Origin of the sequence: Pseudomonas sp. PA-5-4B, from assembly GCF_021606215.1 — a bacterium.
In the GTDB taxonomy this organism is placed as follows: Bacteria; Pseudomonadota; Gammaproteobacteria; order Pseudomonadales; family Pseudomonadaceae; genus Aquipseudomonas; species Aquipseudomonas edaphica.
Window position 1 is genome coordinate 44093 of record NZ_WKDB01000039.1, and the last position, 15338, is coordinate 59430.

At 59.6% G+C, this 15338-nt stretch carries 8 protein-coding genes; 1 reads left to right on the forward strand and 7 read right to left on the reverse strand.

The window, feature by feature from the left end; genetic code table 11:
• Positions 1–57 precede the first annotated feature (57 nt).
• The 7 genes from GIW28_RS19335 to GIW28_RS19365 form a co-directional block, all read right to left on the reverse strand.
• Positions 58–978 (reverse strand): LysR family transcriptional regulator, encoded by a 921-nt coding sequence (locus GIW28_RS19335; RefSeq protein WP_017136615.1) that lies wholly within the window; start codon positions 976–978, stop codon positions 58–60.
• Positions 979–1038: 60 nt separating this feature from the next.
• On the reverse strand, positions 1039–1887 hold the full coding sequence (locus GIW28_RS19340; RefSeq protein ID WP_017136616.1) for an ABC transporter permease: 849 nt from the start codon (positions 1885–1887) through the stop codon (positions 1039–1041).
• A gap of 11 nt (positions 1888–1898) precedes the next feature.
• A complete protein-coding gene (locus GIW28_RS19345) occupies positions 1899–2750 on the reverse strand; it encodes an ABC transporter ATP-binding protein (protein WP_236445930.1) in 852 nt (283 codons plus the stop codon).
• Between the two features lie 20 nt (positions 2751–2770).
• On the reverse strand, positions 2771–3664 hold the full coding sequence (locus tag GIW28_RS19350) for a TauD/TfdA dioxygenase family protein (protein WP_236445928.1): 894 nt from the start codon (positions 3662–3664) through the stop codon (positions 2771–2773).
• Between the two features lie 214 nt (positions 3665–3878).
• Positions 3879–5243, reverse strand: a complete 1365-nt coding sequence (locus GIW28_RS19355; protein ID WP_138451889.1) for an HlyD family type I secretion periplasmic adaptor subunit — start codon at positions 5241–5243, stop codon at positions 3879–3881.
• A complete protein-coding gene (locus GIW28_RS19360) occupies positions 5233–7389 on the reverse strand; it encodes a type I secretion system permease/ATPase (RefSeq protein ID WP_026013663.1) in 2157 nt (718 codons plus the stop codon). Before GIW28_RS19360 ends, GIW28_RS19355 begins: the two co-directional genes overlap by 11 nt.
• A gap of 41 nt (positions 7390–7430) precedes the next feature.
• A complete protein-coding gene (locus GIW28_RS19365; protein WP_017136621.1) occupies positions 7431–8789 on the reverse strand; it encodes a TolC family outer membrane protein in 1359 nt (452 codons plus the stop codon).
• Between the two features lie 341 nt (positions 8790–9130).
• Between GIW28_RS19365 and GIW28_RS19370 the strand changes: the two genes are divergently transcribed.
• A partial coding sequence (locus GIW28_RS19370; RefSeq protein ID WP_236490406.1) for a retention module-containing protein occupies positions 9131–15338 on the forward strand: 6208 nt, incomplete at its 3' end.

Consider the following 15338-nt stretch of genomic DNA (forward strand, 5'->3'; position numbering starts at 1 on the left):
CTACACAGTCAGACCGCCATCGCAGGCAAGCCAGCTCCCACATTGATCGAGTGCACTTCAGCTGGGCTGGGCTTCGAGCCAGGTGGCATGGCAGCTCTCGCGCATGGTTTCGCGCAGCCATTTATGGGCCGGGTCTTTGTCGAAGCGTGGGTGCCAGGATTGGGCCAATACCAACGTCGGCAAGGAGATCGGCAGCGGGAAGGCGCGCAATGGCAGGTTCAGGCGGTTGGCGCTCAGCAACGCTTCCTTTGGCACCGGCAGCAGTAGATCAGAGTCGGGCAGCATGAACATCGCGCCGTGAAAGCCTGGGGCGATCATTGCCACGCGGCGCTCCAGGCCTTGGGCATTCAGCGCAGTGTCAATCGGGCCACGGGCGATGCCGCGTCGCGAAATGCTGATATGGGAATAGCTGGCAAACCGTGCGGCGGTGATTTCTTCGTCGAACAGCGGGTGATCTTGCCGCGCCAGGCCAACAAAGGTGGTGGAAAACAAATTCTGTACCTTCACCTCCGGGCTGGCCGGCAGCGTATTGCTCACGCGCAGGTCCAGGCGCCCTTCGCGCAGCGCGTCGTCGTCGGTATCACCTTCGGGCACAAAGCACAGCTCGCACAGCGGCGCCATGCGCTCCATGGTGTCGAACAACCGACCGCCGTACACGCCGACAAAAAAGTCGTTGGCCCTCACGCTGAAGCGGCGGCGCAAGGTGCTGAGGTCTACCTGGTCCGCGGAGCGAAACAGCAACGCCGCCTGTTCCACCACGTTGCGCACCTGGCCTTGCAGCTGCAAAGCCTTGGGCGTCGGCACCAGGCCGCGACCGGCCCGCACCAGGATCGGGTCGCCCACCGCCTCGCGAATCCGCGTGAGCGTGCGGCTCATGGCCGCCGGGCTGAGGTTCATCCGCCGCGCCGCGCCGACCACACTGCCCTCGTCGAGCAAGGCGTCGAGGGCGACCAGCAGGTTCATGTCCGGTAGTTGCATGCCAAGCACTCGTGAGCAGTGGGGAGTGAATTGCACGCAATCCTAGCAGGGATCAGTGGCTCAGCGCTGCATGCCCCAGCGCTTTACGGTGAGCCGCTCGAAGGTATCAAACACCAGGTTTTCCACCAGCAGGCCGATCAGGATCACCACGGCCAAGCCGGCAAACACTTTGTCGGTGTACAGCTCGTTGCGGTTCTGGAAGATGTACCAACCCAGCCCGCCTTTACCGCTGGTGGCGCCGAACACCAGTTCAGCGGCGATCAGTGTGCGCCAGGCAAAGGCCCAGCCGATTTTCAGGCCGGCCAGGATCGACGGCAGCGCCGCCGGAATCAGGATGAACAACACAAAACGCATGCCCTTGAGGCCGTAGTTGCGACCGGCCATGCGCAGGGTTTCGGACACGCCGAGAAACCCCGAATAGGTGTTCAGCGCCAAGGCCCACAGCACCGAATGCACCAGCACAAAGATCAGGCTGTTCTGCCCCAGGCCAAACCACAGCAGCGCCAGCGGCAGCAGGGCAATCGCCGGCAGCGGGTTGAACATTGAGGTCAGGGTACTGAGCAGGTCGCGGCCCAGTTGGGTCGAGACCGCCAGCGTGGTGAGGGCAAACGCCAGCACGATGCCGATCAGGTAGCCCTTGATCAGCACCGCCAGCGAGATCCAGACCTTGCTCAACAGCTCACCGCTGAGCAAGCCGTCGAACAGGGCTTGGGAGGTCTGCAAAAAGCTCGGCAGCAGCAGGTCGTTGTTCTGGTAGCGGGCGACCGCCTCCCAGAGGATCGCAAGCACGATCAGGATCAAGCCCTTGCGCAGCCAGCCTTGCTGCCACAGGCGTTGGCGCAGGGGCAGTTCGCGCTCGACAGGGACGCTGAGCAGTGGTTCGAGGGTGACTTCAAATTCCTGGCGCATGGTTCGGCCCCTTAGTAAGCAATGCGGATATCGGCGAAACCCAACTCACGTTCGGCTTCGGGCGCTTCATCGAACAGCAGGCGATGAATGCGCCGCGCCGACGCCTGGAATTCCACACCGCCGAGGCTGTGCAGGTCGTATTGATGGCTGTGGATTTCTGCCCGCACGCGCCCGGGATGCGGCGACAACAACAGGATGCGGTTGCCCACCACCAGCGCTTCTTCGATGGAATGGGTGACGAACAACAGGGTGAAACGCACTTCTTCCCACAGCAGCAGCAGTTCTTCCTGCATCTTGCGCCGGGTCAGGGCATCGAGGGCGGCGAAGGGTTCGTCCATCAGCAGGATTTTCGGTTGCATGGCCAGGGCGCGGGCGATGGCCACCCGGGCTTTCATGCCGCCGGACAGGGTGTGCGGGTAGGCGTCGGCAAAGGCACTGAGGCCGACTTTTTCCAGGTAGTGCAGCGCGCGTTCTTCGGCTTCGCGGCGCTTGAGGGTCTTGGAGGCCAACAGCGGGAACATCACGTTCTGTTTGACGGTTTTCCACGGTGGCAGCTGGTCGAATTCCTGGAACACCACAATGCGATCCGGCCCGGGTTCGTCGACCTTTTGCCCCTGCAGGCGAATCTCGCCTTCGCAGGGTTTGATAAACCCGGCGATGGACTTGAGCAAGGTGGATTTGCCGCACCCCGAAGGGCCGAGCAGCACGTAACGGTCGGCCGGGTCGATCTCGAAACTGACCTGGTGTGTGGCCCGCACCACGCGCTCGGGCGTGCGGTATTCGAGGCTGACGTTGTCCACCGCCAACAGCGGTTTGGCGGTACTCAGGGTGCTGGCCGCGTGGCCTTGCAGGGGCGCGTTCATGTCAACTCTCTTGCCGGGAATCAGAAAGGCGCATCGCCCTGGATGGTGGTGCGAAACAGTTTGCGGCGCAGATGGCTCGGGCAACCGGCAGCCAGGTGGATCAGCGAGCGGTTGTCCCAGAAGACCAAGTCGTGGGGCTGCCATTGGTGACGGTAGATGTTCTGCGGCAGCACGCTGTGGGCGTAGAGCTGGGCCAGCAGGTCGCGGCTTTCGTCTTCCGGCAGGTCGACGATACGGGTGGTGAAGCCTTCGCTGACGAACAGGGCTTTGCGGCCGTTTTCGGGGTGGGTGCGCACAATCGGGTGGACCACTTCCGCCACCTGAGCGAGCTGCTCGGGCGTGAGGGTTGGGCGCCAATTACCTTCGAATTTGGTTTCGCTGTAGCGCGCCGTGTAGGAGTGCGCGGCGCTGCGGCCTTCCACGGCTTTGCGCAGGTGCTCGGGCAGTTGGTCCCAGGCTTTGTGCATGTCGGCGAACAGGGTGTCGCCGCCTTCGGAGGGCAGCTCCTGAGCGTGCAGCATCGAGCCCAGGCTGGGCAGCTCTTTATAGGAGAGGTCCGAATGCCAGAATTTACCCGCATCACCCAGGCCGATGGATTGGCCGTTCTCGATGATGTTGGAGACGATCAGGATTTCCGGGTGGTTGGCCAGCAGGAACTGTTTGAGCACGTGGATCTGCAGCACGCCGAAGCGGCGGCTGAAGGCGATCTGTTGTTCGGGGGTGATGCGTTGGTCGCGGAACACCACGACGTGGTGATCCACATGCGCGCGGTGGATGCGCGCGAAGTCTGTGTCGTTGACCGGGCGGGACAAGTCCAGGCCAACGATCTCGGCGCCGACGCTGCCGGGCAGTGGGCGAATCTCGAAGGATTGGGCGGTTGGGGTCGCTGTTGGAACAGTAGAGGTGGCGGACATGAGGGCACTCCCGGTCGGACAGGGGAGTGAATTTATAGGTATAAGAATGGAAGCTTAAATACCGTTAGCGAATATCGATATGCTTTAGGGTTGGGATCTGCGGTGGGGCGGGTGTCGCCATCGCAGGCAAGCCAGCTCCCACATTTTGATATGTGAACACATTCAAATGTGGGAGCTGGCTTGCCTGCGATGAGGTCACAACAGGCGCCGAAGATCAGCGCTCGTGCAACGCCTCGGCCCGCGCCTTGATGATCGGCTTGAGCAGGTAGCTGAGGATGCTTTTCTTGCCGGTAATGATATCCACCGAAGCCACCATGCCAGGAATGATCAGCAACGGCTTCTCGTCGGTGCCCAAGTGGCTGCGATCAGTGCGCAGGGTGATCATGTAGTAGGTGGTTTTCTTGTCTTCATCGGTGATGGTGTCGGCACCGATGCGTTCAAGCTTGGCCTTGAGGCCGCCATAGATGGTGTAGTCATAGGCGGTGAATTTGACGATCGCTTCTTGCCCAGGGTGCAGGAAGGCGATGTCTTGCGGGCGGATCTTGGCTTCCACCAGCAGGGTGTCATTGAGCGGCACGATTTCGACCATGTCGCTGCCCGGCTGGATCACGCCGCCCACGGTGTTGACCAACAGCTGCTTGACGATGCCGCGCACCGGCGAGGTGACCAAGGTACGGCTGACGCGGTCTTCGAGGGCACGGCCGGTGGACTCGGCCTTGTTCAGCTCGGTGCGGGCTTCATTGAGTTGGGTCAGGGCTTCGCTGCGGAATTTGCCACGGGTTTCGTCGATCTTGCGCTGCACTTCCTTGATCGCCGACTCGGCGCGAGGGATCGCCAGGGTGGTGGCGTCCAACTGACCGCGGGTTTCCATCTCGGCGCGCTTGAGGCGCAATACTTCCACCGGCGATACCGCGCCCTGGGCCACCAACGGCTCGGACATGTTGATTTCCTGGCGTTGCAGGGACAACTGGCTGCGGTACTGGCCTTGCTTGGAGGTGAATTCGCGCAGTTCCTGCTGGCGCTGCACCAGTTGCTCCTGCAAACCACCGACTTCGTCTTTTAATTGCTGACGGCGGCTTTCATACAGCGAGCGCTCGTTAGCGGCCTGGCTGGGCGCAGCCTTGAGCACGTCATCCGGGATGTTCAGCGGACGGTCATCCACCTGCGCACTCAGGCGCTCGACGCGCAGTTGCATGGCCAGGCGCAAGGCTTCGGTTTCGCCGGCATTGGAGACAAACCGGGTGTCGTCGAGGCGAATCAACGGCGCACCGGCTTCGACGATCTGGCCTTCCTTCACATACAGCTCGGAGACGATGCCGCCTTCCAGGTTCTGGATTTTCTGCAGCTTGGACGACGGAATCGCCTTGCCGTCGCCACGGGTGACTTCGTCGATGCTGGAAAAACCGGCCCAGGTCACCAGGAATATGAAGAACGCGATGATGGCCCAGATGGTCAGGCGGATCACCCTCGGCGCATCTTCGATCAGCGCTTTGTTGACTTCAGGCAGGGGCTGGCCCTGCAGCGAGTCGGTGCCTTTGAAGTAGCGGCCGACCGCGCTTTTGATGGAGTTAAGCAACACTGATCTGCCCCTTTTTCAACGCTTCCATAACCACGGCTTTCGGGCCGTCTGCGAGGATCTGCCCACGGTCGACCACCAACAGGCGGTCCACCAGCGAGAGCAGTGAGGCACGGTGCGTCACCAGCACCACGGTCTTGCTTTGCACCACAGCTTGCAGGCGTTGTTTCAAGCGTTCTTCACCGGTGTTGTCCATGGCGCTGGTGGGTTCGTCCAGCAGCAGGATGGGCGGGTTGAGCAGCAGCGCACGGGCCAGTGCGACGTTCTGGCGCTGGCCGCCGGACAGGTTCTGCCCACGCTCGCCCACTTGCAGTTCATAACCTTGTGGGTGCAGGCGGGCGAATTCGTGCACGCCGGCCAATTCCGCGGCTTGCAGGACCATTTCGTCTTCTACATAGCGCGCACCGGAAACCAGGTTGTCGCGCAGGGTGCCGGCCAGCAATTGAATGTCCTGAGCGACGTAGCCGATGTTGTGGCGCAACTCGCTCACGTCGATCTGGCGTACGTCCACACCGTCCACCAGCAAGGCGCCGGAGTCGGGCTGGTACAGGCCGACGATCAGTTTGGCCAGGGAGCTTTTGCCCGAGCCACTGCGGCCGATGATGCCGATTTTCTCGCCTGGCTTGATCACCAGGTTGATATTTCTCAGCGCGGCGTTCTGCTGGTTCGGATACGTGAAGTTCAGGCCACGGCACTCAATGGCACCTTGCAGGGTGCGGCGGCTCATGGGCCGCTCTTCGAAATTGCGCTCCTGGGGCAGTTCCATCATCTGGTCCACCGAGGTCATGGTGACCTTGGCTTGCTGGTAACGGGTCAGCAGGCCCGACAGCGAGGCCAGCGGGCTCAGGGCGCGGCCACTGAGCATGTAGCAGGCAATCAGGCCGCCCATGCTGAGGTTGCCGTCGATGATCTGGTAAACGCCAAACACGATCATGATCACGCCGGCCAGTTGCTGTATGAGCAAAGTCATGTTCATCGACAGGCCCGACAGCAACTTCACGCGCAGCTCGAGGCGGCTGAGGGTGCCGATGGTCTGTTCCCAGCCGTACTGGCGCTCGCTCTCGGCGTTGTTGACCTTGACCGCATCAAGCCCGGCGAGGGTTTCGATCAGGCTGGACTGGCGCTCGGCGGCCAGGGCCATGGTCCGCTCCATAGTCGCCACCAGCGGTTTTTGCAGGGCATAGCCGATGCCCAGGGCCAGCGGGAAGGCCAATACCGGGATCCACACCAGGTGCCCGCCCAGGATGGCGATCACCAGGAAAATCAGCAGGGTAAACGGCAGGTCGATCAGGCTGGTGAGGGTCAAGGATGCGAGGAAATCACGCAGGCTCTGAAACTCATGGATGTTCTGCGCGAAGCTGCCAACCCGTGCCGGGCGGTACTTCATGGACATGCCAACAATGCGCTCGAACAGCGTGGCCGAGATGATCAGGTCGGTTTTTTTACCCGCCAGGTCCAGGCACAAACTGCGCAGGCTTTTGAGAACCAAGTCGAACAGGTAGGCGCCGCAGATACCCACGGCCAGCACCCAGAGGGTCGCGGTGGCCTGGTTTGGCACGACACGGTCGTACACGTTCATCACAAACAGCGGCGCGGCCATGGCGATGATGTTGATCAGGAAGCTCGCGGCGATGGCGTCGGTGTAGAGCCAGCGCGAACGTTTGAGCGTGTCGCGAAACCACGAACGCGCCCGAGGGATCAGGGTGCCGTGGTTGACGTCGAATTTGTGCTGAGGCTGGGCGAAGAAGACTTTGCCGATGTAGTCATTGGCCAGCAGCTCACGCTTGATCAGTACTTCACCGCCGTCGCTTTCGCTGAGCAGGATGCGTGCTTCGTCTTCACCTTGCCAACCCACCAGCACGGTACTGCGGCCGTCCTTGAGCAACAGCAGCGCCGGCAGTGCAATCGTCGGGATCTGCTCCAGCTTGCGCTGCAACACCCGGCCTTGCAGCCCGGCACGCGCGGCTGCACGCGGCAGCAACTCGGCACTCAGTCGCTGCGACGGCAGCGGCAAACCGGTGGTGAGCATGGCCGCGCTGGCAGGTTTTTGATGCAGGGCACAGAGCGCCAACAACCCGTCCAGTAACGGGTCGTCGTGGAGCGTGCGTGGATCATGACTGAGATGAACTCGACTGACTTCGGATTCCACGCGGCGCACTCTCGACTAACAGATGGGGCTATTGGGGTGGCTCAATTCATCCCAGGCAGTTGAACTTTAGGTTTCACGTCGTTCTGTACGACGGACGCCATCGGTGCGACCACTCCCTGGCTTTTGAGCAATTCACCCATGGTCGCCTTGATTCGATACTGAGTAAATAACTGAATGTTCTTGATCTCTTCCAGACGACGGGAAGCGGTGAACAATTCGTTCTCGCTGTCGAGCAAGTCGAGCAGGGTTCGTTGGCCGAGGCTGAACTGCTGCTGGTACGAAGTACGCACGCGGGTGCTGTGGTCGACGTATTGCTGGGCAACCGGCAACTGCGCATTGGCGTTGTTCAAGGCGTTCCAGGCCAGGCCCAGTTCTTCATTGAGTTGGCGCAAGGCGTTGTTACGGATATCCAGGGCTTGGCTGGTCTGGTACGACTTGGACTGCAAGTCGGCCTTGTTGCTGCCACCGGCGAACAGGTTGAAGCGCATGCGCACCATGGCTTCCCAGCCGTTGTTATGGCTGGCGTCGCCGGCTACGTTGTTATCGGCGTTGGTGCCAAGCTCGGCATCAAAGCGTGGGTAGAAGGTCGACTTGGCAGCTTCGTACTGGCTCTCGGCGGCGGAGATATCCGACTCGGCCGAGCGCAGGATCGGGCTGTTATCGAGCATCTGGCGACGGGCTTCATTCAGGTCCGCCGGCAGCATGGCCATAAATGGCGCTGGGCGCTCAAGCTGGTCGGGCATCTGGCCGACGGCGCTGAGGTAGTTGACCTGGGAGTCGGCCAGGTTGGTCTGCTCGGTGATCAGGTTGTTGCGAGCCTGGGCCAGACGCGCTTCGGCCTGGTCCTGGTCGGCACCGTTGCCGACACCGCGCTGGGTGCGCAATTTGATCTGGTCGTAGATGCGTTCGTGGTTGCGCAGGTTCTCTTCGGCCAGGCGCACGAATTCGCGGCGGGTCAACACGTCCAGGTAGACCTGGGCCACGGTCAAACCGGTGCGCTCGGAGGTGCCGAGCAAGGAGTATGCACGGGAGTTGACGTTGGCTTGTTGACGCCCAACTTCGCTGGACGTGGCGAAACCGTCAAAAATCATCTGTTGCAGACGCAGGCTGGACTCGCCGCGGTTGAGCGTGTCCCAGTGGTTGCCGTTTGGGCCGTTGGCGGCGCGGGTGGTGGAGTTATCGGTGCCTTCGCGACCGTAACCGGCGTTCAGGTCAACGCGCGGCAAGTAACCACCTTGAGCGGCGCGCAATTGGTAATCGGCGGCGATACGGCTGTTCACGCCGGCCTGGATTTCCGGGTGCACATCCAGCGCCTGCTGCATGGCCTGGGGCAATGTTTGGGCTTGTACGAAACCGGCGGCGAGTACGAACGGTATTGCCTTGAACAGGTTCAAACGCATTTAAAAATTCCCCAGGACTTCTTGTCTCAAATCACAGCGATTGGTACCGCTGCGTCGGATAATGGCTACCGTAATGACCGTACGTCGGAAAGTTCAAAAAGCGGAACTGCTTCACACATGTAGGACGGTTCGCCGCATAAATATCAATGTGACATTACGGGGCCAATTGTTTAGGATGGCGACCATAAGGTCAATACTTTGGCATAAACTAGATAACGAATAAATCTAGCCAATTATTTGACGCCAGTAACTACTTATACTACACCCCTCCTGTTTGGCCCTCCCCCCCCGCGAGCGGCCACATGGAATTCATCAGTAACGGATCGCCGGAGAAATCTTTAATGAGCAGTGTAGTTGCCATCGTCAAAAGCATTGTTGGTCAAGTTTTCGTTATTTCTCCGGAAGGGACGCGTCGTGTTTTAGTAGAAGGTGACCGTCTGTTCGCAGGCGACCAGATCGACACCGGCATGTCCGGCGCTGTGAGCCTTGAGTTGGCCGACGGCCGCACCCTGGACCTGGGCCGTGAAACCCAGTGGAGCGCCGACCTGCCGGACTCCAGCCTCGACCTGGCCGCTGCCGCCGAAAACGCCGCGCCGTCGGTTGCTGAACTGCAGCAAGCCATCGTTGCGGGCGCCGACCCGACCACCGACCTGGATGCTACCGCCGCCGGCGCGACGGCTGCCGGTAATGGTGCTGCGGGCGGGGGCCACAGCTTTGTTGTACTGGACGCGACGGCTGGCCGTGTCGACCCGACGATCGGGTTCCCGACCGGCCCACTGGGCCAGGGCGCCGCAACAACGACCCAACTCACGGGCGCCCAGGGCGCCGGTGGCAATGGCAACCTGGTCTTGCAGACGTCGACCCTGACGCTGAGCGCAACGCCGACCATCACTGAAGCTGGTGGTGTGCTGACCTACACCGCCACCGTCACGCAGCCGCCGATCAATGACCTGAGCATCACCCTGTCCAACGGTGCCGTGATCACCATCACCGCCGGCCAACTGACCGGCACCGTTAACGTGCCGCTGGCACCGAATGACAGCCCGTACATCGACCCAAGCCAGATCAACGTGAACGTCACCGGCACCACCGGCGGCAACAACCTGGTGCTGACGATTGACCCGAACCCGGCCGTTACGCAGATTACCGACACCATCGACACCACCACCGTCACGTTGACGGCGGGCAATACCGTGACTGAAGGCGGTCAGATTACCTATACCGCCACCCTGACCAACCCGGCGCAAACCCCGGTGACTGTCACCTTGAGCAATGGCTCGGTGATCACGATCAAGGCTGGGGAGTCGGTTGGCACTGTTGTTGTCGATACTCCGGCGAACGACGTTTACAACAATGGCTCGACTGTCAGCACTACTATTACCGGTGCGACCGGCGGCAACTTCGAAAACCTGGTGCCGAGCACTACGCCTGCGGTTACTACGATCACTGATTCGATCGACACCACCACCGTCACGCTGACGGCGGGTAACACCGTGACCGAAGGCGGTCAGATCACTTACACCGCTACCCTGACCAATCCGGCGCAGACGCCGGTGACTGTCACCTTGAGCAATGGCTCGGTGATTACCATCAAGGCTGGGGAGTCGGTTGGCACCGTCGTCGTGGACACTCCGGCGAACGACGTCTACAACAATGGCTCGACTGTCAGCACTACTATTACCGGTGCGACCGGCGGCAACTTTGAAAATCTGGTACCGAGCACGACGCCTGCGGTTACTACGATTACTGATTCGATCGATACCACCACCGTCACACTGACGGCGGGCAGTACCGTGACTGAAGGCGGCCAGATTACCTACACCGCCACCTTGACCAACCCGGCGCAGACGCCGGTGACTGTCACCTTGAGCAATGGCTCGGTGATTACCATCAAGGCTGGGGAGTCGGTTGGCACCGTCGTCGTGGATACCCCGGCGAACGACGTTTACAACAACGGTTCGACCGTCAGCACCACCATCACCGGGGCAACCGGCGGCAACTTTGAAAACCTGGTACCGAGCACTACGCCTGCGGTTACTACGATCACTGATTCGATCGACACCACCACCGTCACGCTGACGGCGGGTAACACCGTGACCGAAGGCGGTCAGATCACTTACACCGCCACCCTGACCAACCCGGCGCAAACCCCGGTAACTGTCACCTTGAGCGATGGCTCGGTGATCACTATCAAAGCTGGCGAATCTGTCGGCAGTGTGGTGGTCGACACTCCACCGAACGACGTTTACGTGAATGGCAGTACGGTGAGCACCACCATTACTGGCGCGACCGGCGGCAACTTTGAAAACCTGGTGCCGAACACTACGCCTGCGGTCACCACGATTACCGACTCGATTGACACCACGACGGTCACCTTGACGGCTCCGTCCGAGGCGAACGAAGGTGGTCAGATTACGTACACCGCTACGCTTTCCAATAAAGCGGGCACTGATGTAACGCTGAAGTTGGATAACGGTTCGACTATCACCATCAAGGCTGGCGACACCGTTGGCTCCGTGACTGTTGCGGCGCCTGGCGATGACGTGTTCATCGATAAGAGCACCCAGACGGTCAAGATCACTGACACTGCTGGCGGCAACTTCGAGAAGCTGGAAGTGGCTGGTGATGGTGCAACTACGACCATCAACGACACCATCGACAAAGTCGATGTGGTTCTGACCGCCACCACCACCGTTGGTGAAGGCGGCAACATCGTTTACACCGCGTCGCTGGTCGACAAGTCGGGTAATGCGGTGACTAACATCACCAACCCGCTGACCGTGACCTTGGATAATGGCCAGACCATTACCATCGGTGTGAACCAGTCCAGCGGCAACGCCACAGTTGTAGCTCCGGATGACGTGTACAAGGGCGACCAGACCGTCACTACCGCTATTACTAATGTGACTGGCGGCGAGCACTTCGAAAATTTGGTGCCAGGTACCACACCGGTCAGTACCACCGTCACCGACACTCCGGGTACCGATAACACCACCACCGTCACGTTAACCGCGCCAAGTGAAGTCAATGAAGGTGGTCAAATCACCTACACCGCCACCTTGAGCAACAAGGCCGGTACTGACGTAACGCTGAAGTTGGATAACGGTTCATCTATCACCATCAAAGCTGGTGACACCGTTGGCTCCGTGACTGTTGCGGCACCAAGCGATGACGTGTTCATCGATAAGAGCACTCAGACGGTCAAGATCACTGACACCACTGGCGGTAACTTCGAGAAGCTGGAAGTTGCAGGCGACGGCGCAACCACCACGATCAACGACACCATCGACAAGGTCGATGTGGTTCTGACCGCAACGACCACAGTGGGCGAAGGCGGCAACATCGTCTACACCGCCAGCCTTGTGGATAAAAACGGCGCGGCAGTGACCAACATCACCAACCCGCTGACCGTGACCTTGGATAACGGCCAGACCATCACCATCGGTGTGAACCAGTCGAACGGCAGCGTGACCGTTGTAGCTCCAGATGATGTGTACAAGGGCGACCAGACCGTCACTACTGCTATCACTAATGTGACTGGCGGTGAGCACTTCGAGAATCTGGTTCCAGGTACTACGCCGGTCAGCACTACCGTCACCGATACTCCGGGTACCGATAACACCACCACTGTGACACTGACGGCTCCGTCTGAAGTGAACGAAGGTGGTCAGATCACCTACACCGCTACGCTTTCCAATAAAGCGGGTACTGATGTAACGCTGAAGTTGGATAACGGCTCGACTATCACCATCAAAGCTGGCGACACCGTCGGCACAGTGACTGTCCCTGCGCCTAGCGATGACGTGTTCATCGATAAGAGCACCCAGACGGTCAAGATCACTGACACCACTGGCGGCAACTTCGAAAAACTGGAAGTCGCAGGCGACGGCGCAACCACCACCATTAACGACACCATCGACAAAGTCGATGTCGTTCTGACCGCCACCACCACCGTCGGCGAAGGCGGCAACATCGTCTACACCGCCAGCCTTGTGGATAAAAACGGCGCGGCAGTGACTAACATCACCAACCCGTTGACCGTCACTCTCGATAACGGCCAGACCATCACCATCGGCGTTAATCAGTCCAGCGGCAACGTCACTGTTGTAGCTCCAGATGACGTGTACAAGGGCGACCAGACCGTCACTACCGCTATCACTAATGTGACCGGCGGTGAGCACTTCGAAAACTTGGTGCCAGGTACTACGCCTGTTAGCACCACCGTCACCGATACTCCGGGTACCGATAACACCACCACCGTGACACTGACGGCTCCGTCTGAAGTGAACGAGGGTGGTCAGATCACTTACACCGCTACGCTCTCCAATAAAGCGGGCACTGACGTAACCCTGAAACTCGATAACGGTTCGAGCATCACCATCAAAGCTGGCGATACCGTCGGCTCCGTGACTGTTGCAGCGCCTGGCGATGACGTGTTCATCGACAAGAGCACTCAGACCGTCAAGATCACCGACACCACTGGCGGTAACTTCGAAAAACTGGAAGTGGCTGGTGATGGTGCAACTACGACCATTAACGACACTATCGACAAAGTGGATGTGGTGCTGACCGCAACGACCACAGTGGGCGAAGGCGGCAACATCGTTTACACCGCGTCGCTGGTCGATAAGTCGGGCAATGCGGTGACCAACATCACCAACCCGCTGACCGTGACCCTGGATAACGGCCAGACCATCACCATCGGCGTTAATCAGTCCAGCGGCAACGTGACCGTTGTAGCTCCAGATGACGTGTACAAGGGCGACCAGACCGTCACTACCGCTATTACTAACGTGACTGGCGGTGAGCACTTCGAAAACTTGGTGCCAGGCACAACGCCTGTCAGCACTACCGTTACCGATACTCCGGGTACTGATAACACCACTACCGTGACACTGACCGCGCCAAGCGAAGTCAATGAAGGCGGTCAGATTACGTACACCGCTACGCTTTCCAATAAAGCGGGCACTGACGTAACCCTGAAACTCGACAATGGTTCGAGCATCACCATCAAAGCTGGCGACACCGTCGGCTCTGTGACTGTTGCAGCGCCTGGCGATGACGTGTTCATCGACAAGAGCACTCAAACGATCAAGATCACTGATACCACTGGCGGTAACTTCGAGAAATTGGAAGTTGCAGGCAACGGCGCAACCACCACCATCAACGACACCATCGACAAAGTCGATGTGGTGCTGACCGCAACAACCACCGTTGGCGAAGGCGGCAACATCGTCTACACCGCCAGCCTTGTGGATAAAAACGGCGCGCCGGTGACTAACATCACCAACCCGTTGACCGTCACTCTCGATAACGGCCAAACCATCACCATCGGTGTGAACCAGTCGAACGGCAGCGTCACCGTTGTAGCACCGGATGACGTGTACAAGGGCGACCAGACCGTTACTACCGCCATCACCAACGTGACCGGCGGCGAGCACTTCGAGAATTTGGTACCAGGTACTACGCCGGTCAGCACTACCGTCACCGATACTCCGGGTACTGATAACACCACTACCGTGACACTGACGGCTCCGTCTGAAGTGAACGAAGGTGGTCAGATCACCTACACCGCTACGCTCTCCAACAAAGCTGGCACTGATGTAACGCTGAAACTCGATAACGGCTCTTCCATCACCATCAAGGCTGGCGACACCGTCGGCTCCGTGACTGTCCCTGCGCCTAGCGATGACGTGTTCATCGATAAGAGCACTCAGACGGTCAAGATCACTGACACTGTTGGCGGTAACTTCGAGAAGCTGGAAGTGGCGGGCGACGGCGCGACCACGACGATCAACGACACCATCGACAAAGTGGATGTGGTGCTGACCGCCACCACCACCGTTGGCGAAGGCGGCAACATCGTTTACACCGCGTCGCTGGTCGACAAGTCGGGTAATGCGGTGACCAACATCACCAACCCACTGACTGTGACTTTGGATAACGGCCAAACCATTACCATCGGTGTGAATCAATCGAACGGCAGCGTGACCGTTGTCGCTCCAGATGACGTGTACAAGGGCGACCAGACCGTCACTACCGCTATCAAAGGCGTCACCGGCGGCGAGCACTTCGAGAATCTGGTGCCAGGTACTACGCCAGTTAGCACTACTGTCACCGACACTCCGGGCACTGATAACACCACTACCGTTACGCTGACCGCACCTAGCGAAGTCAACGAAGGCGGCCAGATTACGTACACCGCTACGCTTTCCAATAAAGCGGGCACTGACGTAACCCTGAAACTCGACAATGGTTCGACCATCACCATCAAAGCTGGTGACACCGTCGGCACCGTAACCGTCCCTGCGCCTAGCGATGACGTGTTCATCGACAAGAGCACCCAGACGGTCAAGATCACCGACACTGCTGGCGGCAACTTCGAGAAACTGGACGTTGCAGGTAACGGCGCAACCACCACGATCAACGACACCATCGACAAAGTGGATGTAGTTCTGACTGCCACCACTACCGTTGGTGAAGGCGGCAACATCGTCTATACCGCCAGCCTTGTGGATAAAAACGGCGCGCCGGTGACTAACATCACCA

Excerpts from the sequence above, each read along its gene's own strand:
- GIW28_RS19345 (WP_236445930.1), bottom strand. The coding sequence starts at position 2,750 with ATGAACGCGCCCCTGCAAGGCCACGCGGCCAGCACCCTGAGTACCGCC.
- GIW28_RS19350 (WP_236445928.1), bottom strand. The coding sequence starts at position 3,664 with ATGTCCGCCACCTCTACTGTTCCAACAGCGACCCCAACCGCCCAATCC.
- GIW28_RS19335 (WP_017136615.1), bottom strand. The coding sequence starts at position 978 with ATGCAACTACCGGACATGAACCTGCTGGTCGCCCTCGACGCCTTGCTC.
- GIW28_RS19365 (WP_017136621.1), bottom strand. The coding sequence starts at position 8,789 with ATGCGTTTGAACCTGTTCAAGGCAATACCGTTCGTACTCGCCGCCGGT.
- GIW28_RS19340 (WP_017136616.1), bottom strand. The coding sequence starts at position 1,887 with ATGCGCCAGGAATTTGAAGTCACCCTCGAACCACTGCTCAGCGTCCCT.